At 73.7% G+C, this 26,247-nt stretch carries 21 protein-coding genes; 10 read left to right on the top strand and 11 right to left on the bottom strand.

Annotation, left to right across the window (positions count from 1 at the left end):
• Positions 1-67: 67 nt before the first annotated feature.
• The 6 genes from rhaI to ACFPZN_RS19600 all read right to left on the bottom strand — a co-directional run bounded on the left by rhaI (position 68) and on the right by ACFPZN_RS19600 (position 6,531).
• The gene (rhaI, locus tag ACFPZN_RS19625; protein ID WP_378283460.1) at positions 68-1,234 is read right to left on the bottom strand and encodes an L-rhamnose isomerase; all 1,167 of its coding nucleotides are present in this window, start codon (positions 1,232-1,234) and stop codon (positions 68-70) included.
• A gap of 37 nt (positions 1,235-1,271) precedes the next feature.
• Positions 1,272-1,589 (bottom strand): L-rhamnose mutarotase, encoded by a 318-nt coding sequence (locus ACFPZN_RS19620; protein WP_378283459.1) that lies wholly within the window; start codon positions 1,587-1,589, stop codon positions 1,272-1,274.
• Positions 1,590-1,655: 66 nt separating this feature from the next.
• Positions 1,656-2,738 carry a rhamnose ABC transporter substrate-binding protein gene (gene rhaS, locus ACFPZN_RS19615; protein WP_378283458.1) on the bottom strand — a complete coding sequence of 361 codons (1,083 nt, stop codon included), beginning with the start codon at positions 2,736-2,738 and terminating at the stop codon, positions 1,656-1,658.
• 71 nt (positions 2,739-2,809) lie between these two features.
• Positions 2,810-3,814 carry an ABC transporter permease gene (locus tag ACFPZN_RS19610; RefSeq protein ID WP_378283457.1) on the bottom strand — a complete coding sequence of 335 codons (1,005 nt, stop codon included), beginning with the start codon at positions 3,812-3,814 and terminating at the stop codon, positions 2,810-2,812.
• A complete protein-coding gene (locus tag ACFPZN_RS19605) occupies positions 3,804-4,973 on the bottom strand; it encodes an ABC transporter permease (RefSeq protein ID WP_378283456.1) in 1,170 nt (389 codons plus the stop codon). The genes ACFPZN_RS19610 and ACFPZN_RS19605 overlap by 11 nt, the downstream gene beginning before the upstream one ends.
• Positions 4,974-4,977: 4 nt before the next feature.
• Positions 4,978-6,531, bottom strand: a complete 1,554-nt coding sequence (locus tag ACFPZN_RS19600) for a sugar ABC transporter ATP-binding protein (RefSeq protein ID WP_378283455.1) — start codon at positions 6,529-6,531, stop codon at positions 4,978-4,980.
• Between the two features lie 320 nt (positions 6,532-6,851).
• Between ACFPZN_RS19600 and ACFPZN_RS19595 the strand changes: the two genes are divergently transcribed.
• The 9 genes from ACFPZN_RS19595 (at position 6,852) to ACFPZN_RS19555 (ending at position 20,066) form a co-directional block, all read left to right on the top strand.
• The gene (locus ACFPZN_RS19595; RefSeq protein WP_378283454.1) at positions 6,852-7,880 is read left to right on the top strand and encodes a LacI family DNA-binding transcriptional regulator; all 1,029 of its coding nucleotides are present in this window, start codon (positions 6,852-6,854) and stop codon (positions 7,878-7,880) included.
• Positions 7,877-8,581, top strand: coding sequence for a (Fe-S)-binding protein (locus ACFPZN_RS19590; RefSeq protein WP_378283453.1), 705 nt, complete (start codon positions 7,877-7,879; stop codon positions 8,579-8,581). Before ACFPZN_RS19595 ends, ACFPZN_RS19590 begins: the two co-directional genes overlap by 4 nt.
• A 50-nt stretch (positions 8,582-8,631) precedes the next feature.
• Positions 8,632-10,110 carry a LutB/LldF family L-lactate oxidation iron-sulfur protein gene (locus ACFPZN_RS19585; protein WP_378283452.1) on the top strand — a complete coding sequence of 493 codons (1,479 nt, stop codon included), beginning with the start codon at positions 8,632-8,634 and terminating at the stop codon, positions 10,108-10,110.
• Positions 10,107-10,730 carry a LutC/YkgG family protein gene (locus ACFPZN_RS19580; RefSeq protein WP_378283451.1) on the top strand — a complete coding sequence of 208 codons (624 nt, stop codon included), beginning with the start codon at positions 10,107-10,109 and terminating at the stop codon, positions 10,728-10,730. Before ACFPZN_RS19585 ends, ACFPZN_RS19580 begins: the two co-directional genes overlap by 4 nt.
• 25 nt (positions 10,731-10,755) lie before the next feature.
• Positions 10,756-12,201 carry a rhamnulokinase gene (locus tag ACFPZN_RS19575; protein WP_378283450.1) on the top strand — a complete coding sequence of 482 codons (1,446 nt, stop codon included), beginning with the start codon at positions 10,756-10,758 and terminating at the stop codon, positions 12,199-12,201.
• 31 nt (positions 12,202-12,232) lie between these two features.
• The gene (locus tag ACFPZN_RS19570; protein WP_378283449.1) at positions 12,233-12,919 is read left to right on the top strand and encodes a fused DSP-PTPase phosphatase/NAD kinase-like protein; all 687 of its coding nucleotides are present in this window, start codon (positions 12,233-12,235) and stop codon (positions 12,917-12,919) included.
• A gap of 245 nt (positions 12,920-13,164) precedes the next feature.
• Positions 13,165-16,215 (top strand): helix-turn-helix transcriptional regulator, encoded by a 3,051-nt coding sequence (locus tag ACFPZN_RS19565; RefSeq protein WP_378283447.1) that lies wholly within the window; start codon positions 13,165-13,167, stop codon positions 16,213-16,215.
• A 288-nt stretch (positions 16,216-16,503) separates the two neighbouring features.
• Entirely contained in the window at positions 16,504-17,622 is a 1,119-nt protein-coding gene (locus ACFPZN_RS19560; protein ID WP_378283446.1) for an alpha/beta hydrolase, read from the top strand.
• Positions 17,619-20,066: a GMC oxidoreductase gene (locus tag ACFPZN_RS19555; RefSeq protein ID WP_378283445.1), complete on the top strand. Its 2,448-nt coding sequence runs from the start codon at positions 17,619-17,621 to the stop codon at positions 20,064-20,066. The genes ACFPZN_RS19560 and ACFPZN_RS19555 overlap by 4 nt, the downstream gene beginning before the upstream one ends.
• 84 nt (positions 20,067-20,150) lie before the next feature.
• On the opposite strand, the gene ACFPZN_RS19550 is transcribed toward ACFPZN_RS19555, so the two are convergent.
• The 5 genes from ACFPZN_RS19550 to ACFPZN_RS19530 form a co-directional block, all read right to left on the bottom strand.
• A complete protein-coding gene (locus ACFPZN_RS19550) occupies positions 20,151-22,214 on the bottom strand; it encodes a CehA/McbA family metallohydrolase (RefSeq protein ID WP_378283444.1) in 2,064 nt (687 codons plus the stop codon).
• Positions 22,215-22,363: 149 nt separating this feature from the next.
• Complete coding sequence (locus ACFPZN_RS19545) at positions 22,364-23,245, bottom strand: DUF4429 domain-containing protein (RefSeq protein WP_378283443.1); 882 nt, start codon at positions 23,243-23,245, stop codon at positions 22,364-22,366.
• Positions 23,246-23,281: 36 nt separating this feature from the next.
• Positions 23,282-23,893 (bottom strand): DUF2269 family protein, encoded by a 612-nt coding sequence (locus ACFPZN_RS19540; RefSeq protein ID WP_378283442.1) that lies wholly within the window; start codon positions 23,891-23,893, stop codon positions 23,282-23,284.
• A 134-nt stretch (positions 23,894-24,027) separates the two neighbouring features.
• A complete protein-coding gene (locus ACFPZN_RS19535) occupies positions 24,028-24,459 on the bottom strand; it encodes a PPOX class F420-dependent oxidoreductase (RefSeq protein WP_378283441.1) in 432 nt (143 codons plus the stop codon).
• 85 nt (positions 24,460-24,544) lie between these two features.
• On the bottom strand, positions 24,545-25,246 hold the full coding sequence (locus ACFPZN_RS19530; RefSeq protein WP_378283440.1) for a nucleotidyl cyclase domain-containing protein: 702 nt from the start codon (positions 25,244-25,246) through the stop codon (positions 24,545-24,547).
• Between the two features lie 364 nt (positions 25,247-25,610).
• Between ACFPZN_RS19530 and ACFPZN_RS19525 the strand changes: the two genes are divergently transcribed.
• Positions 25,611-26,240 carry a hypothetical protein gene (locus ACFPZN_RS19525; protein WP_378283439.1) on the top strand — a complete coding sequence of 210 codons (630 nt, stop codon included), beginning with the start codon at positions 25,611-25,613 and terminating at the stop codon, positions 26,238-26,240.
• Positions 26,241-26,247: the final 7 nt, after the last annotated feature.

The following is a 26,247-nucleotide window of genomic DNA, read 5'->3' as shown; positions in this document are numbered from 1 at the left end:
ACTGGCTCCTCACTTGCCTCACGTGCGTGCCTTGCTGTGTTGCGTGCGTTGCGTGCGCTGAAAGGGGTCAGGCGCCCCAGCCGGCCGCCTGGCCGCCCTGGCGCGCCTCGACGACCGACTCGTAGTAGCCGGAGGCCCGGTACGCGGCGATCGGGTCCCGGTGCAGGCCCATCTCCTCGCGCAGCTCCGCCAGCAGCGGGCGCACGTCGGTGTTGTAGGCGTCCATGAACACCGCGTTGGCGCCCAGCACGTCACCGGCGGACTGCGCGGCCCGCAGCGCGCCGACGTCCACCAGCAGGGCCTTGGCGGTGGCCTCCTGGACGTTCATCACCGACCGGATCTGCCCCTGGATCTTCGGCTCGATGTTGTGGCACTGGTCGAGCATGAACGCCACCCCGGTCTCGGGCTCGTACCCGCCGCCCCGGACCACCTCGTACATGATCCGGTACAGCTGGAACGGGTCGGCCGCGCCCACCATCAGGTCGTCGTCGGCGTAGAACCGCGAGTTGAAGTCGAACCCGCCGAGCTTCCCCTCGCGCAGCAGGAACGCCACGATGAACTCGATGTTGGTGCCCGGCGCGTGGTGCCCGGTGTCCACGACCACCTGCGCCTTGGGGCCGAGCTTGAGGCAGTGCGCGTACGAGGTGCCCCAGTCCGGCAGGTCGGTCATGTAGAAGGCGGGCTCGAACAGCTTGTACTCCAGCAGGAAGCGCTGGTGGTCGCCGAGCCGCTCGTACACCGCGGCCAGCGCCTCGGCCATGCGGTCCTGGCGGTCGCGGACGTCGTCCTGGCCGGGGTAGTTCGTCCCGTCGGAGAACCACAGCTTCAGGTCGCGGGAGCCGGTGGCGTCCATGATGTCGACGCACTCCAGCAGGTGGTCCAGCGCCTTCCGGCGGATCGCCGGGTCGGGGTTGGTGACGCTGCCCAGCATGTAGTCGTCGTCCTGGAACACGTTGGTGTTGATCGCGCCGACCTGGACACCGCGCTCCTTGGCGTACGCCGCCAGCGCCGCGTAGTCGTCCACCCTGTCCCACGGGATGTGCAGGGCGACGCTGGGGGCCACGCCGGTGAAGCGGTGCACCTGGGCGGCGTCGTCGATCTTCTCCTGCGGGGTCCGCGGCACGCCCCGCTGGGCGAAGACCTTGAACCGGGTGCCGGAGTTGCCGTACGCCCACGAGGGAGTCTCGATGTGCTGGCGGCGAAGGGCGTCCTTCACCGCGCTGGTGTCGGTCACGGGGGTTTCCTCTCCGAATCCTTGGGCCCGCTGGGGGTCAGTCCAGGTGGAAGACCTCGGCGAGCGGCCGCATCCCCTGGTCGGGGCGGCCGTCGAGGTCCTCGAAGAACGGCGCCATCTCGGCCTGCCAGCGGGCGTTGACCTCGGTCCGCTCCATCCCGTCGAGGGCCTTCTCGAAGTCGTCGGTCTCCAGGTAGCCCACCAGCAGGCCGTCCTCGCGCAGGAAGAGCGAGTAGTTGCTCCAGCCGGTGTCGCGCAGCGCCGCCCGCATCTCCGGCCAGACCTCGGCGTGCCGCTCGCGGTACTCCTCCAGCCGGTCCTGCCGCACCTTGAGCAGGAAGCAGACGCGTTTCACGGGCACTCCTCCTGGGGAACCGCCCTGCACCGCCGCGGCCGGTCGCCCGGCCGCGGCGGGACGGGGTCAGAAGTTGTACTGGTCGATGTTCTTGGCCTCGAAGACGGTCGGCGGGCCGAGGATGACCTCGCCGTTGGCGCCGATGGTGCGCTCGCCGAGCTTGCCGGCCGTGAACTTCTCGCCCTGCGCCCCGGTGATCTGCCCGGAGGCCAGCGAGGCGGCGGCGTAGGAGGCCAGGTAGCCCAGGTTCTTGGGGTCCCAGAGGGCGAACTGCTTGACGGTGCCGTCCTTGACGAACTGGCGCATCTGGTTGGGCGTGCCCAGGCCGGTCAGGGCCACCTTGCCCTTGTACTGCGAGCCGCTGATGTAGCGGGCCGCGGCGGCGATGCCGACCGTGGTCGGGGAGATGATGCCCTTGAGGTTCGGGTGCGCCTGCAGCAGGCCCTGGGTCTGCTGGAAGGACTTCTGGTCGTCGTCGTCGCCGTAGACGGTGTCGACCAGCTTCAGCCCGGAGTACTCGGGCTTCTTCAGCTCCTCCTTCATGAAGTTGATCCAGGTGTTCTGGTTGGTGGCGTTGGCGGTCGCCGACAGGATCGCGATGTCGCCCTTGCCGCCGAGCTGGTCGCTGATCAGCTTGACCTGGCTGCGCCCGATCTCCTCGGAGCTGGCCTGGTTGATGAACAGGTTCCGGCAGTCCTTGGCGGTGTCGGAGTCATAGGAGACGATCTTGATGCCCTTGCCCATGGCCTGCTTGAGCGGGCCGCACACGGCGTTCTCGTCGTTGGCGGCGATCAGGATCGCGTCGTGCCGCTGCTGGACGAGGGTGTTGATGTAGGAGACCTGCGAGGACGCGGACGCGTCGGACGGGCCGACCTCCTTGGCCTCGCCGCCGAACTCCTTGGCCGCCGCGATCCCGGCGTTGTCCAGGATCGTCGAGTAGGGGTTGTTGACCTGCTTGGGCAGGAAGGCGATCTTCAGGCCCTTCTTGATGGGCGCGTTCGGGTTCGCGGAGGCGTTCCCGCCCGCGGCCGCGCCCCCCGTCTCGGCGGAGTCCTTGGTGGTGCCGCCGCAGGCCGTCAGGGTCAGCGCCAGGGCGCCGATGGAGGCCATCGCCATCATGCGGCGCGGCGCGCGCAGACGAACGGTCATGGTCGTGTGCCTTTCAGGGGGTGGGTGAGAAGGGTGGGTGGAGAAGGGAGCGAGCGGGGCGGGGGGCGATGTCAGGCCGGGCCGGCCGCCGCCGGGGACGCGGATCGCGCGCCCCCGGCGCCTCGCGACTCGCGGACCACGGCGATCAGCCGGGGCGTGAGCACGGAGACGATGAGCAGCAGCCCGGTGACGACCGACTGGATCTCGGTCGACACGTCGTTGAGCATCAGCAGGTTGCGCAGCAGGCCGATCAGCAGCACCGCGGCGATGACGCCGCCGAGGGTGCCCTTGCCGCCGTCGAAGTCGATGCCGCCCAGCAGCACCGCGGCGATGACGGTCAGCTCCAGCCCGAGGCCGTTGTCGGCGCGGGCGCTGCCGTACCGGAGCGTGTACACGATCCCGGCCAGGCCGGCGATCAGCCCGGACACCACGAACAGCACCAGCTTGATCCGCTTGACCCGGATGCCGGCGAAGTAGGCGGCGTCCTCCTGGGAGCCGATCGCGAACAGCGAGCGGCCGACGCCGGTGGCGTGCAGCGTCACGGCGGTGACGACCGCCAGCAGGGCGAACAGCGCGATCGGGTACGGGATCGGGGTGCCCGGCACGGTCTGAGTCGCCAGGTCGGTGTACTGCTGGGGGAACTCGGCGACCGCCTTGGTGCCCAGGACCACGTAGGCCAGGCCCCGGTAGAGCGTCATCGTGCCGATCGTCACCGCCAGCGAGGGCAGCCCGAGCCGGGTCACCAGCAGGCCGTTGACCAGCCCGCAGACGATCCCGACGACCAGCACCACCGGGATGATCGTCTCGAGCGCCCAGCCGGCGTCCCAGAGCCCGCCGGTCAGCGCGCTGCACAGGCCGAGCACGGAGGCGACCGACAGGTCCACCTGCCCGCACACCACCAGCAGCGTCATCGGCAGCGCGATCAGCGCGATCTCGCTCAGGTCGCCGAGCGCGAACGACAGGTTGTCGGAGTTGGCGAAGTCCGGGGAGAAGCCGGCGCCGCCGCAGAACACCGCGACCAGCAGCACGAGGACGGCGGTCTCCCAGCGGATCAGCCCGCGCGCGTCAAACCGCATCGCGGTCGCTCCCTTCTTCCTTGGCCGTCGCCTTGGCCTTGGCCGTGGCCTTGCCCGGGCCCGGCGGGGCGCCCGGCGGTGCCGTCCCGTTGCCGTTGAGGCGGCGCCGGCCGCGCCGGGACCGGGACCTGACCTTCAGCGCGCGGGTCGTCCGCAGGGCCAGCAGCCGGTCGACGCTGATGGCCAGCAGGAGCAGCAGGCCGGTGATGGCGTCCTGCCAGAACGGGTTGACCTTGAGGACGACCAGCACGCTGCCGATGATCGTGATGAGCAGGGCGCCCAGCACGGCGCCGTACACGGTGCCGACCCCACCGACGATCGCCACGCCGCCGACCACGACCGCGCTGACCACCCGCAGCTCCCAGCCGCCCGCCGCGTCGGCCACGACGGTGCCGAACCGGGCCAGCCACAGCACTCCCGCCAGCCCGGCGAGCGCGCCGCTGACCAGGTAGGCGGTCAGCACCCGGCGCCGGATCGGGACGCCCGCCAGCCGGGCCGCCTCGGGGCTGGAGCCGATCGCGTAGTACTCGCGGCCGGAGGAGTAGGAGCGCAGGTAGAAGCCGATCGCCAGCATCACCGCGACGGTGATGATCGGCAGGTAGGGGATGCCGAGGATCGCGTCGTTGCCCAGCGACAGCACCGAGGACGGCAGGTCGGAGGCGCTGATCTGGTCGCCGGAGGCGATGTAGTAGTCCAGGCCCTGGATCACGTACAGCGTGCCCAGCGTGACGACCAGGGCGGGCACCCGGCAGAAGCTGACCAGCAGCCCGTTCACCAGCCCGCAGGCGGTGCCGATCGCCACGCCCAGCAGGGCCACCAGCAGCACGTTGTGGTCGGTGCCGGAGGCGAAGTCGCCGGTGACGAAGGCGACCAGGCCGACCAGCGAGCCGACCGACAGGTCGATGTTGCGGGTGATGACGACCATGGTCTGCCCGACGGCCAGCAGCGCCAGGATGGAGGCGTTGAGGAAGATGTCCTCGACGCCCTGCGCGGACAGGAACCGCGGGTTGACGATCGTGGTGACGGCCACCAGGACGACCAGCGCGCCGACGATGCTCATCTCGCGGGCGCGCAGCACCACGTCGACCAGCCTGCGGCCGCCGGTTCGGGGCGGTCCGCCGGCGGGCGGCCTGGTGGGGGTCTCGGCGAGTACGGTCATGGGGTCAGGCCGCCTTTCCCGTGTCGCCGTCGCCGTTGCCGTTGCGTCCGGTGGCGGCGGCCATGACGGTCTCCTCGGTGGCGTCGGCGCGGGAGATCTCGGCGGTCAGCCGGCCCTCGTGCATGACCAGCACCCGGTCGGCCATGCCCAGCACCTCCGGCAGGTCGGAGGAGATCATCAGCACCGCCAGGTCCTGCGCGGCCAGCTCCGACAGCAGCCGGTGGACCTCGGCCTTGGTGCCGACGTCGATGCCGCGGGTGGGCTCGTCCACGATCAGCACGGCGGGCTCGGTGGCCAGCCACTTGGCCAGGACGACCTTCTGCTGGTTGCCGCCCGACAGCACGCCGACGGTGTCGGTGAGGCGGGCGTACTTGAGCTGGAGGCGCAGCGCCCAGTCGGCGGCGCGGTCCCGTTCGACCTTGCGGGAGATGAGCGGGCCGCGCCCGGTGGCGCGGCGCAGCGACCGCAGCTGGGTCAGGCCCATGTTCCGCTCGATGGACATGTCCATGACCAGGCCCTGCTGGCGGCGGTCCTCGGGCACCAGGGCCAGCCCGGCCGACATCGCGGCGGTGGGGCTGCCCGCGGGGAGCGCGCTGCCGGCGACCTCGACGGTTCCGGCGTCCCAGCGGTCCACCCCGAAGATCGCGCGGGCGACCTCGCTGCGGCCCGCGCCGACCAGCCCGGCCAGCGCGACGATCTCGCCGCGCCGCACCTCGAAGGAGACGTCGGTGAACGCGCCCTCGCGGGTCAGCCGGGACACCTTCAGCGCGACCTGGCCGGGGGTGACGTCCTGCTTGGGGTAGAGCGTGCCGAGCTCGCGGCCGACCATCCGCTGGACGAGGTCGTCGGGGGTGAGGCCCTCGACCGGCTCGGTGGCGATGTAGGTGCCGTCGCGCAGCGTGGTGACCCGCTGGCACAGCTCGAAGATCTCCTCGAGCCGGTGCGAGATGAACAGGATCGCGCAGCCCTGCTCGCGCAGCGTGCGGGTGACGCCGAACAGGCGGGCGACCTCCTGGCCGGTCAGCGCGGCGGTGGGCTCGTCCATGATCAGCACCCGGGCGTCCCGGGAGATGGCCTTGGCGATCTCCACGACCTGCTGGTCGGCGATGGACAGCCCGCGCGCGGGCTGCTGCGGGTCCATGGCGACGCCGAGCCGGATGAACAGCTCGGCGGTGCGCTCGTGCATGGCGCGGCGGTCGATGCGGCCGAGCCCGGTGCGAGGCTGGCGCCCCATGAAGATGTTCTCCGCGACCGACAGGTCGGGGAACAGGGTGGGCTCCTGGTAGATGACCGCGACGCCCGCCTGCTGCGCGTCGGCGGGGCCGCCGAACTCCGCCGGCGCGCCGTCCACCCGTACCTCGCCCGCGTCGGGGCGGTGCACGCCTGCGAACGTTTTTACGACGGTGGACTTGCCCGCGCCGTTCTCGCCGGCGAGTGCGTGCACCTCACCGGCGTGCAGCTCCAGGGTGACGCCCTGCAGGGCCTTGACGGCGCCGAACGACTTGCTCACGTTGACCAGTGCCAATGTCGGTGGCGCCGACCGAGCGGGTGCGCTCACGGCCACCCTCCTCGCTGGGGTGATCTGTAACCGGATGATGAAAAACGTTTTAACGGGATGTTGCGCGGAACGCTAGATGTGAGCCGGAGCACTCGTCAAGAGGGAACCTCGGCTCGGATCCGCGCCGAACCCTCGAAAACCCCGTGCCCACCGGCTCTGGAGCGATCTTCACGAGTTCCGCGGAACGCCCCTCCCGGGCCCTTCCCCGGCTGACGAGCCGGCGGCGAAGTTCCCACGCCAGGGTTGACACGTTTTAAAGAGATGACCCAAAGTGAGCGCGGCACACCAGCGGACGAGACCGGGGGCACACAGTGGGCACCGTGGGGATCAAGCAGGTCGCCGAACACGCCGGGGTGTCCCCCGGCACGGTCTCCAACGTGCTCAACCGCCCCGAGCGGGTCGCCCCCGGCACCCGCGCCCGGGTCGAGCAGTCCATCCGCGAGCTGGGCTTCGTCCGCAACGGCTCGGCCTCCACGCTGCGCGCCGGGCACAGCAGCACGATCGGGCTGATGGTGCTCGACCTGGCCAATCCCTTCTTCACCGACGTGGCCCGCGGGGTCGAGGACGTCGCCAGCGAGCGCGGCTACGCGGTGCTGCTGTCCTCCTCCGCCGAGTCCGGCGAGCGCGAGCAGCGCAACATCCGGGTGTTCGCCGAGCAGCGGGTCCGCGGCGTCCTGCTCACCCCGGTCGGGGACGACGGGCAGAACGCCGACCGGCTCAGCGACCGCGGCGTCCCGGTCGTCCTGCTCGACCACCCGACCCCGCGCGCCAACCAGTGCTCGGTCGCGGTCGACGACGTGGCCGGCGGCGAGCTGGCGGTCGGGCAGCTGCTGGCCGACGGCGCCCGCACGCTGGCGTTCGTCACCGGCCCGGCCGCGCTGCGGCAGTGCACCGACCGGCGCAAGGGCGCCCTGCGCGCGCTGCGCGCCGCCGGGCTGGGCCGGGAGGCGATGCTGGAGCTGGGCGTCCCGGCCATGAACGCGCGCGCGGGCCAGGAGGCCGCCCGCCGCCTGCTGGACGACGGGCCGCTGCCCGACGCCGTCTTCTGCGCCAACGACCTGCTGGCCCTGGGCGTGCTGCGGGTCCTGCTCCAAGCGGGGGTCAAGGTTCCGACCGACGTGGCGCTGATCGGGTACGACGACATCGAGTTCTCGGCGGCGGCCGCGGTCCCGCTCAGCTCGGTGCGCCAGCCCACCTACCAGCTCGGGCGGATCGCCACCGAGCTGCTGCTGGAGGAGTGCGACGACCCCGACGGGCATGCCCACCAGCAGGTCATGTTCCAGCCGGAGCTGGTCGTCCGCGACTCCAGCCGCCGCGAGGCCCACCCCTTGGAAGGAGGGCGGCCGTGAAGGTCGCGCTGTTCATCACCTGCCTCAACGACACGATGTTCCCCGACACCGGGAAGGCCGTCGTGCGGCTGCTGCGCAGGCTCGGCCACGAGGTGGACTTCCCCGCCGCGCAGACCTGCTGCGGCCAGATGCACCTCAACACCGGCTACCGGAGCCAGGCGGTGCCGATGGCGCGGGGCTTCGCCAAGGCGTTCGCCGGGTACGACGCCGTGGTGAGCCCGTCGGCCTCGTGCGCGGCGATGGTCCGCGACTGGCATCCCCGGCTGATCGACGAGCCCGTGCCCGCGGTGTACGAGCTGTCGGAGTTCCTGGTCGACGTGCTCGGGGTCACCGACGTGGGCGCCTACTTCCCGTACCGGGTCACCTACCACCCGACGTGCCACTCGCTGCGGATGCTGCACGTGGGCGACCGGCCGCTGCGGCTGCTGCGCGAGGTCCGCGGCATCGACCTCGTCGAACTGCCCGAGGCGGCCGAGTGCTGCGGGTTCGGCGGCACGTTCGCGCTGAAGAACTCCGAGGTGTCGGCGGCCATGTGCGCGGACAAGGTCACCAACGTGCGGCGCACGGGGGCCGAGGCGCTGTGCGCGGCCGACAACTCCTGCCTGATGCACATCGGCGGCGCGCTGACCCGGACCCGGTCCGGGGTACGGGCGGTGCACCTGGCCGAGATCCTCGCCGCCACCGAGGAGGATCCCTCATGAGCGGCGGAGCCGTTCGGGGGGTCTGGGGGACCGCCCCCAGGAAGGAAAGCATGAGCCCGAAATCGAAGGCCGAGGGCGCCAGGGCCATGCCGACCTACGTGGGCATGCCGTCCTTCCCCGACGCCGCCCGCCGCGCCGTCGGCGACACCCGGCTGCGGCACAACCTGGCGCACGCCACGTCCACGATCCGGGGGCGGCGCGCGGACGCGGTCGCCGAGCTGGACGACTGGGCGGCGCTGCGCGAGGCCGGCAAGCAGATCAAGGACCACGTGCTGGCCAACCTGGGCCACTACCTGCGCCTGCTGGAGGAGAGGGTCACCGCGGCGGGCGGCACCGTGCACTGGGCGCGCGACGCCGCCGAGGCCAACCGGATCGTCGCCGATCTGGTGAAGGCCACCGGCGAGACCGAGGTCGTCAAGGTCAAGTCGATGGCCACCCAGGAGATCGGGCTGAACGAGGCGCTGGCCGAGGAGGGCATCGCCGCCTACGAGACCGACCTGGCCGAGCTGATCGTGCAGCTGGGCCACGACCGGCCCTCGCACATCCTGGTCCCGGCGATCCACCGCAACCGGTCCGACATCCGCGACATCTTCCGCCGCGAGATGGCCGACGCGCCCCCGGGCCTGTCCGATTCCCCCGCGGAGCTGGCCGAGGCCGCGCGCAGGCATCTGCGGGCCAAGTTCCTGTCGGCCAAGGTCGCGGTCTCGGGCGTCAACTTCGCCGTCGCCGACACCGGCACGCTGGTGGTGCTGGAGTCGGAGGGCAACGGCCGAATGTGCCTCACCCTCCCCGAGACGCTGATCTCGGTGATGGGCGTGGAGAAGCTGGTGCCGAGCTGGCGGGACCTGGAGGTCTTCCTGCAGCTGCTGCCGCGCTCGTCCACCGCCGAGCGGATGAACCCGTACACCTCGACGTGGACGGGCAGCACCCCCGGCGACGGGCCGCGCGACTTCCACCTGGTGCTGCTGGACAACGGCCGCACCGACACGCTCCGCGACGAGGTGGGGCGGCAGGCGCTGCGCTGCATCCGCTGCTCGGCGTGCCTGAACGTGTGCCCGGTCTACTCGCGGGCGGGCGGCCACGCCTACGGCTCCCCCTACCCGGGGCCGATCGGGGCGATCCTGTCGCCGCAGATCCGCGGGATCGGGTCGGAGGTGGACGCCTCGCTGCCGTACGCGTCGTCGCTGTGCGGGGCGTGCTTCGAGGCGTGCCCGGTCGCGATCGACATCCCCGAGGTGCTGGTGCATCTGCGCGCACGCTCGGTGGAGGGGCCGCGCAGGCATCCGGTGGAGCGGGCGGTGATGGGCGTGGCGGGCTGGACGCTGCGCTCCCCCGCCCGCCTCGGGATGGCGCAGCGCGCGGCGTCGGCGAGCCGCTGGGTGGTCGGGCGGAACGGGCGCATCCGGCGCCTGCCCGGCCCGCTGAAGGCCTGGACGGACACCCGCGACGCGCCCGCGCCGCCGAAGGAGTCGTTCCGCGCCTGGTGGGCGCGCACCGATGGCGGCCGTACAGGGGAGACGAAGAAATGAGCGCGCGGGAGGAGATCCTCCGGCGGATCGAGGGCATCGTCCCGACCCGGCCCGCCGCCGAGGTCGCCACGTCGTACGCCGAGATCGACCGGTCCTATCTGCGGCGCCACCATGGCGAGGGGATCCTGGAGCTGTTCGCCGAGCGGGTGGCCCACTACCGCGCCGAGGTCCGGACGGTGACCGCCGCCGAGCTGCCGGGCGCGGTCGCCGAGGCGCTGTCGGCCCGTCCCGGGGTCGTCGGCGCCCCCGCCGGCCTGCCCGCCGCGTGGACCTCCGGCCTCGACGAGGCGCGGCTGGCCCGCGACCCCGCCGTCGCCGACCTGGACGGCCTCGCGGGCGCGGTCACCGGCTGCGCCGTCGCGATCGCCGAGACCGGCACGATCGTGCTCGACCACGGCCCCGGCCAGGGCCCGCGCGCCCTGTCGCTGGTCCCCGATTATCACCTGATCGTCGTCGAGGCGGCCCAGGTCGCCGCCGACGTCCCCGAGGCCCTCGAACGCCTCGATCCGCACCGTCCGCTGACCTTCGTCTCCGGGCCGTCCGCCACCAGCGACATCGAGCTGTCCAGGGTCGAGGGCGTGCACGGCCCGCGCACCCTCGAAGTCCTCGTCGTCACCTGAAACCCAACGAACAGGCACCACGCTCATGACCACCCCCACCTTCGCGGCCGTCGACCTCGGCGCCTCCAGCGGGCGCGTGATGACCGCGCGGATCGGCCCGGGCACGCTCGACCTCACCGAGGTGCGCCGCTTCCCCAACCGCCCGGTGCGCGCCAACGGCACCCTGCACTGGGACGTCCTCGGCCTGTACGGCAACGTGCTCGACGGCCTGCGCGGCGCCGCGTCCGCCACCCCCGGCGGCCTGGTGTCGGCCGGCATCGACTCGTGGGCGGTCGACTACGGCCTGCTGGACGGGAACGGCGACCTGCTCGGCAACCCCGTGCACTACCGCGACGCCCGCACCGACGGGGTGATGGAGCGGGTCCGCGCCGAGGTGGGCGACGACCTGCTCTACCAGGTGTCGGGGCTGCAGTTCCTGCCGTTCAACACCGTCTACCAGCTGGTGGCGGCCGGGGCCGGCCTGGACCGGGCCCGCACCCTGCTGCTGGTCCCCGACCTGCTGGCGTACTGGCTGACCGGCAAGGTCGGCGCCGAGCGCACCAACGCCTCCACCACCGGGCTCCTGGACGTCCGCGACGGGACGTGGTCGCGGCCGCTCCTGGACCGGCTCGGCCTTCCCGGCGGGCTGCTGCCGGAGCTGCGCGGGCCGGGCGAGGTGATCGGGACGCCGCGGCCGGATGTGGCCGCGGAGACCGGCCTCCCGGGGGACCTGGCGGTGACGGCGGTCGGCTCCCACGACACCGCCTCCGCGGTCGCCGCCGTCCCGGCCGCCGGGGACCGCTTCGGCTACATCTCCTGCGGCACGTGGTCGCTGGTCGGCGTGGAGCTGCCCGCGCCCGTGCTGAGCGAGGAGAGCCGCAAGGCCAACTTCACCAACGAGGGCGGGGTCGACGGCACGGTCCGCTACCTGCGCAACGTCATGGGGCTGTGGCCGCTGCAGGAGTCGCTGCGCGCCTGGGGGTCGCCCGACCTGGGCGCGCTGCTGGCCGAGGCCGAGCACGTCCCGGCGCGCCGCTCGCTGATCGACCCCGACGACCCGGAGTTCCTGCCGCCGGGCGACATGCCCGCCCGGATCGCCGCGCACTGCGCGCGGCGCGGGTTCCCCGAGCCGGCCACGCGCGCGGAGATCGTGCGGTGCGTGCTGGACAGCCTGGCGCTGGCGCACCGGACGACGCTGCGGGAGGCGGTGCGGCTGTCGGGCCGGGAGGTCGAGGTGGTGCACCTGGTCGGCGGCGGCAGCCGCAACGACCTGCTGTGCCGACTCACCGCCGACGCCTGCGGGCGGCCCGTGATCGCCGGTCCGGTGGAGGCCACGGCGCTGGGCAACGTGCTGGTGCAGGCGCGGGCGCACGGCGCCGTCGGCGGGCTGGCCGAGATGCGCGCGCTGGTCGCCGCGACCCAGCCGCTGCGCCGGTACGAGCCGTCCGGCGGCACCGCCGCCTGGGCGGAAGCCGCCGCCCGGCTCGCCTGACTGCCTGCGGCGACGCGGTTATGCTCGCCGGATGCGGCTCACTGCCTTGGCGCGCACGACCGGCAGGCTGCTCCTGGGCGGGGCGGCCGTGTACGCGCTGGTCTGGGCGGTGGTGAGCCTGGTCATCCTCGCCATGAGCCAGGCGTGCCGCACGAGCGAGCGCGCGGCCGCGCACGCCCAGGAGCAGGGCGGGCCGCCGCGGGTGCCCGGCATCGGCCACTTCGCCCGGGTCGACGACCGCGTGTGGCGGGGCGCCGCGCCCAGCGCCGAGGGGTACCGGAGGCTGGCCGGGCTCGGCGTCCGCACGGTGGTCGACCTGCGCGCCGAGCGGCTGTCCCCGGCCGCGCTGGAGGTCCCCGGGCAGGCCGGGCTCACGGTCGTGCGGCTGCCGGTGCGCGACGGCCAGCCGCCCGCCGCCGGCCAGGTGGCGCGTTTCCTGGCGGTGGTGCGGGGCGCCCGGGGGCCGGTGTTCGTGCACTGCGGCGCGGGCGTGGGCCGGACAGGGTCGATGTCGGCGGCGTACCTGGTCGGCACCGGTCAGGCCGACGCCCCCACCGCGACGCGGCGCAGCCTGGCGGTGGGGCCGCCGTCGCTGGAGCAGCTCGCGTTCATGCGGCGGCTGGACGGCGAGCGCGCCGGGCGTCCCCCGGCGGCGCTGGTGGCCCTCAGCCGGGTGGCCGATTCGCCCCGCAGATCGTGGGCGCGGCTGCGAGGATAGGCGGCACGTCCGTACGACCGTTTGGGGCGCCCCTGTTGACACGGCGCCACCGATGACGGTTCATAGCACATGACCGGTGGCACGGTGGGAGACCGGGACGGACCGGTGCGGCGGCCCGCCGCGGGCGCGCTCGCGACCGGCTCCCGTTATCGGGAGATCAGTACTATGTCCCCGGCGACACCCGGTAGTCACGCAAGTAGAACGATCACGGCGCATCGACCGCCTGTCACTGTTGGGGTGTGGACATGGAGGGTCGCGCGGACCGGAACGCGGAAGGCCTGCCCGCCGGCGCCCCGCTCGTCGGGCGGCGGACGGCGCTCCGCGTCCTGGACCAGGCACTCGACGCCTCGTTCGGAGGCTCCTTCCGCTTCCTGGCGCTGTCGGGTGATCCGGGCGCGGGCAAGACCCGGCTGCTGGGCGAGCTGGCCGCGGCGGCCGGCGCCCGCTCGCTGCCCGTGCTGGCCGGGCGCGCCGCCGAGTTCGAGCAGCAGATGCCCTTCGGCGCCCTGGTCGACGCCCTCGACGACCGGCTGGAGCGCAGCCGCCCGGCGCTCAATCCCGCCACCGCGCGGCTGCTGTCGACGGTGTTCCCGGCGCTGGCCGGTGCCGCGCACTCCCCCGCGTCCGACGCCGGCGTCCAGGGCCCCGCGCCCGGCGGGGCGGCACCGGGCGAGCCGGCGGCCGACGCGGAGCCGCTGGGCGTGGCCCGCTACCACCTGCACCGCGCCGTGCGCCATCTCCTCGAGGAGCTGGCCTCCGACAACGGCCTCATGCTCCTGCTCGACGACGTGCACTGGGCCGACGACGCCTCGATCGAGCTGCTGGGCTACCTGGTCCGCCATCCGCCGCGCGCCCGGGTCCTGATCGGCGTCGCCTACCGTCCCGCGCAGGCGTCGGCGCGGCTGGCCACGCTGGTCGACATCGCCGGCGAGCACGGCGTCAGCGTCACCGCCGACCCGTTCACGCGCGAGGAGGTCGAGCAGTTCCTGGGCCCGGAGGTGTCGCGGTCCCGCTGCCAGGCGCTGTACGAGGCCAGCGGCGGCAACCCGTTCTACCTGGAGGCGCTGGCCCGCCGCCCGGGCGGGCGCGACGGCGCCGAGCCGTCCCCGGCCGAGGAGGCCGTCGCCGAGCCCTGGGGCGCGCTGCCCGACCTCGGTGAGATCACCGAACTGCCGCCCGCGGTCCGCACCGCGCTGCGGGTCGAGCTGAGCGGGCTGCACGAGACCGCGCTGCTGGTGGCGCGGGCCGCCGCGGTCGCCGCCGACGAGTTCGAGCCCGCGCTGGCCGCCGCCGGGGCGGAGATCGCCGAAGACCGGGCGCTGGCCGCGCTGGACGACCTGGCCGCCCGCGACGTGGTGCGGCCCGCCTCCGCCGGCCGGTTCCGCTTCCGCCACCCGCTGGTCCGGCACGTGGTGTACGGCTCGGCCGCCGCCGGGTGGCGGCTGGGCGCGCACGCGCGGATCGCCCGCCATCTGGGCGACCTGGGCGCCCCGGCGACGCTGCGCGCCCACCACGTGGAGCGGTCGGCCGGCTACGGCGACCAGCAGGCGATCGCGACGCTGGTCGAGGCGGCCCGCACGGTGGCGCCGCAGGCACCGGCCACCGCCGCGCACTGGCTGAAGGCCGCGCTGCGCCTGATGCCCGAGGACCCCGACCCGGCGGAGGCCGGGCTCGACACGGGCGAGGACGGCGGGCGGCCCCCGCACGTCCGGCTCCTGGCCGAGCTGGCGCACGCGCAGACGGTCAGCGGGCAGCTGGTGGAGGGCCAGGAGACGGCCCGCACACTGCTGCGGCTGCTGCCCCCCGACGACCATGCCCGCCGCGCCCGCGCCGTCCAGATGTGCGCGGTGATCGAGCGGCAGCTGCAGCGCCACCAGCAGGCCCGCGCGTTGGTGCTGGACGAGCTGCACCGCATCCCCGACCCGCAGGCGCCCGCCGCCGTGCTGCTGCGCACCCGGCTGGTCGCCGACCGGCTGATGCGCCTCGACATCCGCGGCGCCCAGGCGGTGCTGGACCGGATGCCGGAGAACGCGCCCGGCTGGGAGCCGGGCCTGCGGGTCGCGGTCGCCTCGCTGCGGGTGATGCCGGCCTACGGGGCCGGGCGGGTGGACGACGCGATCGCCCTCGCCGAGGCCGCCGACGCGGTGTACGCCGAGTCCCCCGACGGCCACATCGCCGAGGCCCTCGACCACGTCCCCTGGCTGGGCTGGGCCGAGGTCATGCTGGGCCGGTACGACCACGCGCGGCGCCGGCTCGAGCGCTGCATCGCCATCGCGCGCTCCACCGGCCAGGTGCCCTACATCACCTATCTGCTGAACGCGCAGGCGAGGCTGTACACGCTGCTGGGGCGGCTGGCCGAGGCGGCGGACGCGGCCGAGGAGGCCACCGAGACGGCCCGGCTGGTGCGCTCCGGCGAGACGCTGGTGTTCGGGCTGACCCAGCAGTGCCTGGTCGCGACGTGGCAGGGCGACCACGACCGGGCGCTGCGGCTGGGCGAGGAGGCGGTGGCCGGCGACCTCGGCGCCGGCGAGTGGTGGGGCGCGATGGCCCGGTTCGCCCTCGGCGTCGCGCTGGTCAACTCGGGCCGCGCCGAGGAGGGCGCGGTCGCCGCGCTGGAGGCGTGCGGCGATCCGACCGCGCCGCAGCTCGACCCGTCCACGCTGCTGTGCTGCGCGGAGATGCTGGCCCAGGTCGAGGCGGCCCGGGAGAAGGACGGCGAGCCCGGCCGCTGGGCGGAGATCGCCGAGATGCTCGGCGGGATCGGGGGATCGGCCGACGCGGGGATGGTGCGGCTCGCGCAGGCGCACGCGGCACGCCCGTCCGATCCGGCCGCGGCGGCCTCGCTGGCGGCCGAGGGCGGCCGGCTGCTGCTGTCGGCCGGGCGCCGGCTGGAGGCGGGCCGTGCCGAGCTTGCCGCGGGGCTGGCGTACCAGGCCGCCGGTGAGCGCGACCCGGCGCGCGAGCGGCTGCGGGCCGCCGCGGAGCTGTTCGAGTGGTGCGGGGCGCGGGCGCTGCTGGCGCAGACCGTCCGGGAGCAGCGCCGCCTCGGGGTGCGGGTGGCCTCGCCGCGCCGGGGCGGACGGGGCGACGAGCCGTTCGGGCTGTCCCCCCGCGAGTACGAGATCGCCACGCTGGTCGCGGAGGGCTGCACGAACCAGCAGGTGGCCGAGAAGCTGTTCCTCAGCGTCCGCACGGTGGAGACCCATCTGTCGCGGGTCTTCGGCAAGCTCGGGGTGAGCTCGCGGGTCGGCGTCGTCACGGTGCTGAACGGGCGCCCCGGCGACCGCGACTCCTGAGCCCCGCGACCCGTTCCGCCGGGCGGTCCGGACGGTCCGGGCGGCCCGGGTGATCCGCCGGCCGATGTGATCTTCGTTGCGCGGCCTTGCGGAACGGCGGCGGGACCGTGCCAGGCGGCACAGATTCGTGCCAAGATCCGGACGAGAATGAACCGTCAGGTCGAAAACGGACTCTCACTCCACACGGGCACCACGTACCGCGGGGCGCGAATACGGGTTTTCCACGATGCCGCGCCGTCGTACGCGACTGCCATCGTTGGACCGTCATTCAGCCGGGAGGACAGAGACATGGCACGCCGAATCCGACGTTTCTCGCCCGAGGGCGTCACGGACGCCGAAGTGTCGCTGCACCCGTTCACGACCGAGGACGACCTGCTGCTCACCCTGTCCCGCTTCCACCGCGAGGACAGCGACGACGTCGTCCTGCTCATGCACGGGCTCACCTCCTCCAGCGACCTGTTCACCATGCCGGAGATCTACAACATGGTGAGCTACCTGCTGGACAACGGCTTCGGCGACGTGTGGGCGCTCGACTTCCGGATGAGCAACCGCTTCCCGTACAACACCGGCGGGCGCCGCTACTCGCTCGACGACATCGCGCTGTTCGACTACCCGGCCGCGATGGCCGAGCTGCGCCGCCACATCGGCGACCGCCGGGTGCACGTCTTCGCGCACTGCCTGGGCGCGCTGTCGTTCAGCATGAGCCTGTTCGGCGGCGCGGTGGAGGACGACCTGGCCAGCCTGGTCGTCAACAGCGTCTCCCTGACGCCGCGGGTGCCGTCGTGGTCGAAGGTCAAGATGGCGATCGGCCCGAACTTCGCCGACTACGTCCTCGGCTCGCCCTACATCGACCCGCGTTTCACCGAGGCGCCGAAGCTGAGCGGCCGGTGGCTGATGTCCCAGGTCATCTCGGCGTTCCATCCCGAGTGCAAGGAGTCGGCCTGCCACATGCAGAGCTTCATGTGGGCGAGCGGCCGGCCCGGGTTCTTCATGCACGAGAACCTCGCGCCCGAGACCCACACCCACGACCGGCTCGCCGACATCAACGGCGCCTCGACCGTCCACTACTACCGGCACATCCGCAAGATGGTGAAGGCCGGCCGGGCGGTCCGCTACGACCCGCGCGATCCGAGGCTGAAGGCGCTGCCGACCAACTTCCTGGCCCGCGCCTCAAAGATCACCACGCCGATCCTGTTCACCACCGGCGACCACAACCGGATCTTCACCGACTCCAACGTGGTCTGCCACGCGCTGCTGTCGAAGGTCGTGCCGGGCCGGCACGAGCTGGAGGTGCTGCCGGGCTACGGCCACATCGACCCGATCCTCGGCAAGAACGCCCACGAGCGGGTCTACCCGAGGATCCTCGCGCACTTCCAGAAGCACGGCACCGACCGGAAGGCCGCATGACGATGACCGAGCACGTGGCCGCCGAGCACGCCGACACCGTCGTCGTCGGCTCGGGGTTCGGCGGGTCGGTCGCCGCCTACCGGCTGGCCGAGGCCGGCCGGTCGGTGGTGCTGCTGGAGCGCGGCCAGCCCTACCCGCCCGGGTCGTTCCCACGCTCGCCCTCGGAGATGGGCCGGGCGTTCTGGGACCCCTCGGCCGGGCTGTACGGCATGTTCGACGTGTGGAGCTTCAAGGGCTGCGACTCGGTCGTCTCCTCCGGCCTGGGCGGCGGCTCGCTCATCTACGCCAACGTGCTGCTGCGCAAGGACGAGCGGTGGTTCGTCAACGAGGGCCTGGACGGCGGGCACGAGCCGTGGCCGGTGACGCGCGACGACCTCGACCCGTACTACGACCGGGTCGAGGAGATGATGGGCGCGACGCCGTACCCGCTGGACCGCGCCCCGTTCGACGACTCCCCCAAGACGCACGCGATGCAGGACGCCGCCGCCGAACTCGGCCTCAACTGGGCGCTGCCGCCGCTGGCGGTCGGCTTCGCCCCCGAGCGCGGCGCCGCGCCGGGCGTCAGCCTGCCGATCGTCGATCCCGGCTACGGGAACCTGCACGGCGGCGGGCGGCGCACCTGCCGGCTGTGCGGCGAGTGCGACATCGGCTGCAACGAGGGCTCGAAGAACTCCCTCGACCACAACTACCTGTCGGCGGCCGCGTTCCACGGCGCGGACCTGCGCACCTCGCACGAGGTGAAGGCGATCCGGCCGCGGCCTCGCGGCGGGTACGAGGTCGACTACGTCCACCACGACCCCGAGCGCAGGGCCGGGAAGAAGCCGCCGGTCCGCACCATCACCTGCGACCGGCTGATCCTGGGCGCGGGCACCTACGGCACCACGTTCCTGCTGCTGAAGTCGCGCACGGCGTTCCCCGGGCTCAGCCCGGCGCTGGGTTCGCGGTTCTGCGGCAACGGCGACCTGCTGACGTTCCTGCTGAAGGCGCGCGACCGCAACCGGGTGCGGCCGCTGGACGCCAGCCGCGGCCCGGTGATCACCAGCGCGATCCGGCTGCCCGACGAGCTGGACGGCCATCCGGGCGCGGGCCGCGGCGCCTACATCCAGGACGGCGGCTACCCGGCGTTCGTCGACTGGATGGTGCAGCCGTTCGACCTGGGCGACCAGATCGACCGGGCGGTGAAGTTCCTGTGGAACCGGTTCACCGAGTTCTTCTCCGGCGCGCCCGACACCAACCTGTCCAAGGAGCTGGCGGACCTGATCGGCGACGGGGCGCTGTCGGTGAGCTCGCTGCCGCTGCTGGGCATGGGCCGCGACACCGCCGACGGGCGGCTGGCGCTCAAGGACGGGCGGCTGGCGGCCGACTGGACGGTCGAGACCAGCGCGGCGCACTTCGAGCGGCTGCGCACGACGATGCAGGGCATCGCCGACGTGCTGGGCGCCGAGTACGCCGACAACCCGGCGTGGTTCCGCAAGCGCGTGGTCACCGTTCATCCGCTGGGCGGCGCCCCGATGGGGCGGCACCCGGTCGAGGGCGTCTGCGACGCCTTCGGGGAGGTGTTCGGCTTCCCCGGCCTGTACATCGCCGACGGGGCGGCGATGCCGGGGCCGGTGGGGCCGAACCCCTCGCTCACGATCGCCGCGATGGCCGACCGCATGGCCACGCGGATCCTGGAGGGGATGTCCCGCCCCGCCGACACGGGGGCCGAGCCGGTCACGGGGACCGGCTCGCCCGGCGGGGCGGTGGGCGGCAAGGCGTACGGCACGGATTCGGGGGCGCCGACGGGGACCGGGGGAACGTCCCCGGAGGCGTCGTCCGGCCGTACGTCGCTGTCGTTCACCGAGGAGATGAAGGGGTTCGTCTCCTGGGGGGCGACCGATCCGCGGGCGGGTGAGCTGGACGAGGGCCGCGAGCGGTTCTCGTTCCGGCTCACGATCACCGCCGACGACGTGGATCGGTTCCTGGCCGAGCCCGAGCACACCGCGCGGGCCGAGGGATGGGTGGACGCCGCCGGCCAGGGGGGCCGGCGGCCCGTCCAGCGGGGCTGGTTCAACCTCTTCGCGCCGGGGGGCGCCGAGGAGCGCCGGCTGATGAAGTACCGGCTGCATTTCGCCGACGACCGGGGCCGGCCCCGCACCCTCATCGGTCACAAGAACGTGCTGCACGGTCCGCCGACCCGGATCTGGCCCGACACCTCGACGCTGTACGTCCACCTGCTGGACGGCCACGCCGACGAGGAAGCGGTCGAGGAGGCCGCCAAGGGGGCGGTCCCCGAGGGGGCGGTGGTGCTGGGCGCGGGCGTGCTGCACATCCAGCTGACGGATTTCGCCCGCCAGCTGACCACCTTCCGCACGGCGGGGCCCGGCGGTCCCGCGGCCCTGGTGTCGTTCGGCCGCTTCTTCGCCGGGGAGCTGTGGGAGGTCTACGGCCCCGACCTCGACTGAGGAGGGGCCGTCCGAGGACGTGCGAGCGGAGAGAACTGCGGGGTGCTCTCCGCTCGCACCTTTTCCAGCCTCGTTCAGCCATGTTCAGCCGCGCCGGGCGCGGCGGGGCCTGCGGAGGCGGTCGCGGTAGACGCCGCGGGCCCGGTCGATCAGGTCGAGGTGGTCGGTGAGCTGGCCGCCGGCGTCGAACCGGCCCTGGGCGCGCAGGAGTTCCTCCCAGCGGTCGAGGTAGTCCAGGCACCAGCGCAGGTCGGATTCGCGGGCGACCTGGTCGCCGCCGAGGTCGATGTAGACCGGGCTGGTGTGGGCGTAGGCGCCGGTGTGGTGGAACGAGCGCGGGTGCCGCGGGCCGGAGGCGACGGCGACGACGTAGGTGGGCTCGCCGAGCTCGATCCGCGCGGTGATCCGGGGTGGCGGGCCCTCGGCGACGACGCGTTCGGCGGTGCGGATCTCCAGCCGGGTGACCTCGGGGCCGATGGCGGTGGCGGTGGCGGTGACGTGGTCGCCGGGAAGGGTGTCCAGGACGTCCCCGGGGCCGAGGCCGTCCACCTCCAGTTCCAGCCAGGGGCCGGTGGTGGCGAAGGTGCGGCCGCAGCGGACGGCCTCGGCGAACGACTCGGCGGTGAGGTCGCCCTCGACGCGGGCGTAGACGCGTTCCCAGCCGGGCGGGCTGGACTGGTTGCCGCGGCGGCAGAAGGAGAGCATCGCGTCGGTGCCGGCGGTGGCGGCCAGGACGTTGCCCGCGCCCAGCAGGTGCCGGTAGACGACGGCGGTGGTGTGGACGGAGGAGTGGTTGAGCACGTCGAGGCTGTCGATGAGGCCGAGCGCGGCGTCCACGACGATCTCGCGGGCCGAGCAGTTGCGGCCGGCGGTGAGGGCGGCGGCGGGGGGCGCGTCGGGTCCGATGGGGACGTGGAAGGGGTGGCTGTAGCCCAGGACGGCGCCGAGTTCGCGGAGTTCGGCGCAACCTTCGGCGTTGGGCGGCCAGTCGGCGGTGTCGAGGAAGCCGGTGTGGTAGCGGCGGGGCGGCCGCCGGACGCCGAAGGCGTAGAGGTGGCCGAGGATGTCGTTGCGGTACTCGACGCCGAGGCGGGCGATGTGGGCGGCGTCTGACCAGGGGAGGTCCTGCCCGGCCCAGTGTTCGAGGGCTTCGCGGTCGTAGACGCGTTCGGAGGCGACGTTGCCGGCGACGAGGTTGAGGACGTGCAGGTCCTCGCCGTGCTGGACGGCGGCGGCCTGCGCCGGGGTGCCGACCGTGTCGCCGGTCCAGTTCATGTGGACGTGCATGTCGCCGCCGTACCAGCCCTGGGCGGCGGCGTCGTAGAGCCGCTCCGGCGTCAGTTCCAGAACGGTGCCGGTACCGGGTACGGGGGTGAGGGTGCGCTCCTCGGTGCCGTACTCCATGCCGCGGGTAACGCGTACGGTGAGCGGCTCGGCGGGGACGCGCAGGAGGAGGTCGTCGCCGTGGAAGTAGGGCGTGCGGTGGGAGTCGAGCCTGGGCGGGGCGCCGTCGGGGTACCAGCCCTGGCCGTTCTCGCCGATCACCGACCAGCGGCAGGGCATGCCGGCGCGGAGGCGGAGGGTGGCCGAGGGCACGGCCCGGACGAGGGCGCCGAGGGGAATGTCGCCGCCGTCCACGGTGAGGGCGTCGCCGGGGGCGATCGAGATCAGGCGGGCTCCGCGCGGCGGCACGTGGTGGGGTTCGTCGTTCACGTGGACGGTGGCGGGTTCGTCGCGGGAGGAGTCCAGGAGCAGGCCGGTGCGGAACGCGGCGCCGTCCCCGGCCTCGCCGCCGTCGAGCACGGTCTGGGGACGGGCGTCGAGGGAGGCGCCGCCGGGGGTGAGGCGGAGGGCCGCGAGGTTGTCCAGGACCTGCCCGCCGAGGGCGTCGCGGATGATCTCGTGGACGTCCAGCTCGCGCATGCGGGCCTCGAACTCGGCGTCGCGGGCGCCGGGGTGGCGCTCGGCGACCTGGTTCATGCAGGTGAGCCAGAACGCCTGCTCGTTCATCAGGTAGGCGCTGGTCTCGATCTGCTTGACGTAGGTGATCGGGTCCTCGCCCCAGGCGGGGCCGTGCTCGTCCAGGAGCCGCCGGTACTCGCGGAGGGCGTCCTGGACGGCGGGCGGTAGCGCCGGTTCGTCGCACATCGCCGTGCCTCCCGTGGTCGGAGTGCCGTCAGGGTGGCACGGAAGGCGCGGGCTGGAAAGCACTCGTTCACGGGACCGGGAGTGCCCATCCCTCACCCGAGGTGAAGGATCTTCTCCCGGGGGTCAGGATCCTCCACCCCGGACCGGGGTCACATGCCCAGCAGGGTGCGCTTGGCGGCGGTGAACTCCTCGTCGGTGAGCACGCCCTCGCGGTGCAGCTCGCCGAGCTCGCGAAGCCTGCGCAGCATGGCGTCGGGGTCGGCGGCGCCGGCGTCGGGGGCCTTCTCCAGGACGGGCTTGTCGTCCGCGGCCGCGGCGGGGAGCGCCGAGCCGACCGGGTGCGGAAGCCGGGCCAGCACGGCGGCGGCGAGCAGCGCCGTGGTCCCGCCCTCCTTCTGGATCCCCCAGGAAAGGGCGCGGGTGTCCTCGTCCGGCGACCGGTCGGGACCGGGGTTGCGGAGCCTGAAGCGCAGGTACCCGTACCCCATCCCGGACTGGCGGCCCCATTCCACGCCCACCAGGTCCTTCAGCTCGAACACCTGCGTGCCCGCGGCCGTCTTCGCGCCGCTGGCCATCCAGTTCCACTCCAGGCGGACCCGCTCGCCGTCGAAGGAAGCGGCGCCGTCCCCGGCGCCGGCGGTCAGCGGCACGCCCGGTCCCGGCATCAGGTAGCGGTCGCACGGCCCCTCGGGCACCTCCCACACCAGCAGGGAGTTGCGCACGTCGTCGACGAAGAACTCGGCCGCTCCGACGCGGTCGGAGGGGATGGCCAGCGTGTACGGGTCGGCGGAGTCGGGGAGCCCTCCGGCGACGGCCTGGCTGAGGGGGTCGGCGCCGTCCCGCAGGCGCAGCCGCAGCCGCCCGCCCTTGCGCCCCGGCTCGTACGCCACGCCCCGGACCGCCCGCAGCGGCACGACCAGCTCGCCGAGGGCCTTGCGCAGCTTGTGCACCGAGCGGTCGTGCCCGGGCACGATCCGCACCACTTCGCCGTCGAAGGTCCACGCCCCGTCGCGGGAGGCCACTTCCGCCATACCGGGATATTAGGGGGTGGACCCGGTGCACGGCGGTCAGGCGCCCGCGGCGCGGCGGCCCCGGCGGATCCGTCCCCACGGCTTGTAGATCGACAGCACGGTCATGAAGGTGTAGCAGGTGAGCGACACCACCGGTGCGAACAGCAGGCCGTCGGCGGCGTCGCCCGCGCTGGGCCGCGCGGCCAGCACCCCGGCGGCCGCCTCGTTCAGGCTCGCGCGCAGCGCGACCACGGTCAGCGCGGCCGTCACGACGGTGAGCACCAGCTTGGTCAGCACCCAGGTGTACCGGACCAGGCCCCACTTGGTGCCCACGCCCAGCAGCACCCCGGTGACCAGCGCGAGCAGGCTCGCCGGGATCAGCACGGTGTCGCCCAGCATGTTCATGGACAGGTAGGCGGCCCGCAGGGTGACCGGATCGTCGCTGAGGGATCCGGTGATGCTGAGCGCCAGCAGCCCGACGTCCAGGCCGAGCCAGGTCATCGAGCTGATCACGTGCAGGAGCAGGATCGCCTTGCGGGTCCGCGGCGTGAACCTGGCGCGGGCCGGCGCGCGCGTACGACCGGCGCGCTCTCGCGCGGTGGGCACGGCCGAGTTCGCGGCGGTGCCGGGGGTGACGGGCGTGATGGGCGTGCGCTGTGTCGTCGTCATACCGCCGACGGTGCCGGGACGGTCCCGCCGGGGGCATCGCATCACCGGCGGCATCACCCCTACGACGGGCGGGGTAGCCGGGCCGCGCCCCGCTACCCCGCCCGTGGTACCCGCGTGCGCCGCGGCGGGACGGGTCAGCCCTGCGGGGGCTGGCCGTAGAGGCGCGCGACGCGCAGCCGGATGACCCGGCGCCGGTCGGCGACCATCGCGCGCCGGTAGTCGTCCCAGTCGGGGTGCTCCCCGCGGATGTCGCGGTAGAGCTCGATCAGCTCCTCGACGGCGGCGTCGTGCGGGTCCGCGGCCACCGGCGACAGCTCGGCGTCGCCCTCGGCGACCGCCCAGGACCAGCCGTCGGGCGCGCTGACGTGCAGGCTGGCCCGGGGGTCGCGGCTGAGGTTGCGCGCCTTGGCCCGGTCGTCGGTGATCGAGATCCGGACCAGCCGGCGCCCCTCGTCGTAGTGGTAGTTGATGGTGGACAGCTGGGGGCGCCCGTCCCGTTTGATCGTCGCCAGCACGCCCAGGTCGCGTCCGGCCACCAGTTTCGCCAGTGCCGTCTCGTCCGCCATGCGGGGCCTCCTCCGTCGCCGTACGTCGGGTGTCGAACGGCACAACCCCGCCCGGCGGATCATCCTTCCCGGCCCCGCCCGCGGGTCAGGCGCGCTGCCGCGCCAGCTGGGGGAAGTCGAGGACGCGGGCGCCGGGGGGAAGGGCGGGCCGGTCGCCCGGCCCGCCCCTCTCTCCTCGCCGTTCCCCGCGGGGCCGCGCACCGCCGCCCTCGGCGCGCCCGGTGAGGATGTGGCCCCGGAACGCCGTGCCCTTGGCGGTGACCTTGACGGCCTGGAACGCCGCGGGCGGCAGCGAGCAGAACCCGGTGCGCACGACGTCGCCGTACAGCGACTCCGAGACGACGTAGGCCACGTCGCGTTCGGGGTCGTCGATCAGCAGCCGGCGCAGCGGCGCCGAGTCCAGCAGGCGCTGCACCACGATGGGCGCGTCGCCGGCCGGCCCGAACGGCCCCGCGGTCATGGTGCCGTGGTGGAGGGCGAGCCGCACCCGCAGCGGCGGGCCGCCGTCCCGCCCGCCGTTGACCTCGCGCAGCTCGGACGCCAGCGCGATGACGAAGTCGCCGGCCACGGGGGCGGGGTCGACGCCCTCGGGCAGGGTGGCCAGCTCGCCGTCGCCGCCGACCTGCTTGTCCCAGCGGGCGCGCTCCAGGCCGATGCCCGAGGCGGCCCGGTCCAGCGCCCGGGTCAGCAGGTGCTGCGCCTGCAGTTGCTCGCGGGTGGTCCGCTTGCTGTACGCCTGGATGTCCACGGCCAGAAGCAGCCGGTAGACCAGTCCGTTCCCGTTCACTCCCGATCGCCTCTCGGTCCTTCGAGCGAATCGGGCCGGTTGCCCTCATTCGCTCCAGTTGCGGAGTGAGTGTTCGCCTCGTACGAAGGACCTCCGCGATGCTTCTGCGGTCGCTCCGGGGGCACCTCCTCCTGCCGTCGTGTGATGCCGTCGAACGCCCCTTTGGACGAGGGCGGCGGCCCATTGGTCGCCCAGGTAAGCAAAACCTCGCGAACAAGTAAGGGCGAAACGCGAATAAGCCGGTCAATCGGCCTGGACCGGGGCCGACCGGCGCCGGTCCCGCCCTCCGGCATTGAACCCCGCGCGCCGCAGCCGCGTACAGCCTCCCGACAGGCACCCCTGGTAACCCGGAAGGAAGCCGCCCATGACACTCCGGCGACGGGCCGCCCCGGCCAGCCTCGCGGCGGTGGCGGGCGCCACGCTGACGGCCTGCTCGGCCTACGGCAGCGTCCCGCTGAGCGCGCTGGAGAACGGCGACGGCTACGGCAAGCCGGCCAAGGGCGCCCCGCCGTCGGCCGCCCCGGGCGACGGGGTCCCCGGGGACGGGTCGCCGGTCGCCGTCACCCGCCTGCACGTCAACTCGGCCGGACCGCTCGGCAACGTCGTGGTCGACAGCGCCGGCCGCACCCTCTACCGCTACGACCGGGACCGCGCCCGGCCGTCCCTGAGCGCCTGCGGGGCCGCCTGCGCCCGCATGTGGCCGCCGGTGCGGTGGACGCCCACCCTGCGGGCCAGCGGCGGGGTGAACCAGGCGGCGGTGGGCAGGGTCAGGCGTCCCGACGGCACGCTGCAGGTCACGCTGGCGGGCTGGCCGCTGTACCGCTCGGCCAGGGACACCGCGCCGGGCGACGCGGCCGGGCAGGGCATGGGCGGGGCGTGGTTCGCCGCCCGGCCCAACGGAGCCAAGGCCGGCTTCGACGCGGGGATCCCCGTCCCGCCCGGCTACGGCCCCGGCAGCGGAGGCCAGGGCTCGGGCGCCTCCCCGGGGTCCTGAGCCGGCA

The organism is Actinomadura rugatobispora, from assembly GCF_042656285.1.
In the GTDB taxonomy this organism is placed as follows: Bacteria; Actinomycetota; Actinomycetes; order Streptosporangiales; family Streptosporangiaceae; genus Spirillospora; species Spirillospora rugatobispora.
Note: the sequence above shows the minus strand (reverse complement) of the source record. Positions and strands in the feature narration are given on the sequence as shown.

Coding starts and splice junctions, on each gene's coding strand:
- rhaS (WP_378283458.1), bottom strand. CDS start 2,738: ATGACCGTTCGTCTGCGCGCGCCGCGCCGCATGATGGCGATGGCCTCC.
- ACFPZN_RS19610 (WP_378283457.1), bottom strand. CDS start 3,814: ATGCGGTTTGACGCGCGCGGGCTGATCCGCTGGGAGACCGCCGTCCTC.
- ACFPZN_RS19605 (WP_378283456.1), bottom strand. CDS start 4,973: ATGACCGTACTCGCCGAGACCCCCACCAGGCCGCCCGCCGGCGGACCG.
- ACFPZN_RS19585 (WP_378283452.1), top strand. CDS start 8,632: ATGAGCCCGAAATCGAAGGCCGAGGGCGCCAGGGCCATGCCGACCTAC.
- ACFPZN_RS19580 (WP_378283451.1), top strand. CDS start 10,107: ATGAGCGCGCGGGAGGAGATCCTCCGGCGGATCGAGGGCATCGTCCCG.
- ACFPZN_RS19575 (WP_378283450.1), top strand. CDS start 10,756: ATGACCACCCCCACCTTCGCGGCCGTCGACCTCGGCGCCTCCAGCGGG.
- ACFPZN_RS19570 (WP_378283449.1), top strand. CDS start 12,233: ATGCGGCTCACTGCCTTGGCGCGCACGACCGGCAGGCTGCTCCTGGGC.
- ACFPZN_RS19565 (WP_378283447.1), top strand. CDS start 13,165: ATGGAGGGTCGCGCGGACCGGAACGCGGAAGGCCTGCCCGCCGGCGCC.
- ACFPZN_RS19560 (WP_378283446.1), top strand. CDS start 16,504: ATGGCACGCCGAATCCGACGTTTCTCGCCCGAGGGCGTCACGGACGCC.
- ACFPZN_RS19555 (WP_378283445.1), top strand. CDS start 17,619: ATGACGATGACCGAGCACGTGGCCGCCGAGCACGCCGACACCGTCGTC.
- ACFPZN_RS19550 (WP_378283444.1), bottom strand. CDS start 22,214: ATGTGCGACGAACCGGCGCTACCGCCCGCCGTCCAGGACGCCCTCCGC.
- ACFPZN_RS19545 (WP_378283443.1), bottom strand. CDS start 23,245: ATGGCGGAAGTGGCCTCCCGCGACGGGGCGTGGACCTTCGACGGCGAA.
- ACFPZN_RS19540 (WP_378283442.1), bottom strand. CDS start 23,893: ATGACGACGACACAGCGCACGCCCATCACGCCCGTCACCCCCGGCACC.
- ACFPZN_RS19535 (WP_378283441.1), bottom strand. CDS start 24,459: ATGGCGGACGAGACGGCACTGGCGAAACTGGTGGCCGGACGCGACCTG.
- ACFPZN_RS19525 (WP_378283439.1), top strand. CDS start 25,611: ATGACACTCCGGCGACGGGCCGCCCCGGCCAGCCTCGCGGCGGTGGCG.